Source organism: Chlorobium phaeovibrioides, assembly GCF_003968655.1.
Classification (GTDB): domain Bacteria; phylum Bacteroidota; class Chlorobiia; order Chlorobiales; family Chlorobiaceae; genus Chlorobium; species Chlorobium phaeovibrioides.
On record NZ_RXYK01000064.1, the window covers coordinates 1 to 528 of the forward strand.

At 52.5% G+C, this 528-nt stretch carries 2 pseudogenes; both read left to right on the forward strand.

The window, feature by feature from the left end:
- Positions 1–246 (forward strand): annotated as a pseudogene (locus EKD02_RS09955) (transposase); the annotation flags it as partial.
- A gap of 143 nt (positions 247–389) precedes the next feature.
- A pseudogene (locus EKD02_RS10120) lies at positions 390–528 on the forward strand (IS3 family transposase); the annotation flags it as partial.

The window sequence follows — 528 nt, forward strand, 5'->3', positions numbered from 1 at the left end:
GAAGAGCAGATCACCTTCGCCCTCAGGCAAGCCGAAGCAGGAGTAAAGGTGAAAGAGGTCTGCCGGCAACTGGAAGTCTCGGAGCCAACGTTTTACAACTGGAAAGCCAAGTTCGGAGGCATGGGCGTTACCGAACTGCGCCGCCTTCGCTTGCTAGAACAGGAAAACGCCCACCTGAAGAAACTTGTTGCCGACTTGAGCCTCGATCGGCAGATGCTTCAGGACGTCATAAAAAAAAAGCTGTAAAACCTGCCGTCAAGAAAGAGCTGGTCAAATACATGACGGTGGCATACCAGGTGTCGATCAAGAAAGCTTGCGCGGCATTGCCGATGCATCGCTCAGCGCTGTATTACAAGCCACACAAGCGGGACGAAGCATTGCTTGTGATGCGTATGCGGGAAATCGCATACACCCGCATACGGTTTGGGTTTGATCGGATTGTGCTCACACTCAGACGAGAAGGCTTTACCGACAATCACAAGCGACTGCGTCGGATTTATCGCGAACAGGGCCTGAACTTGAGAACGA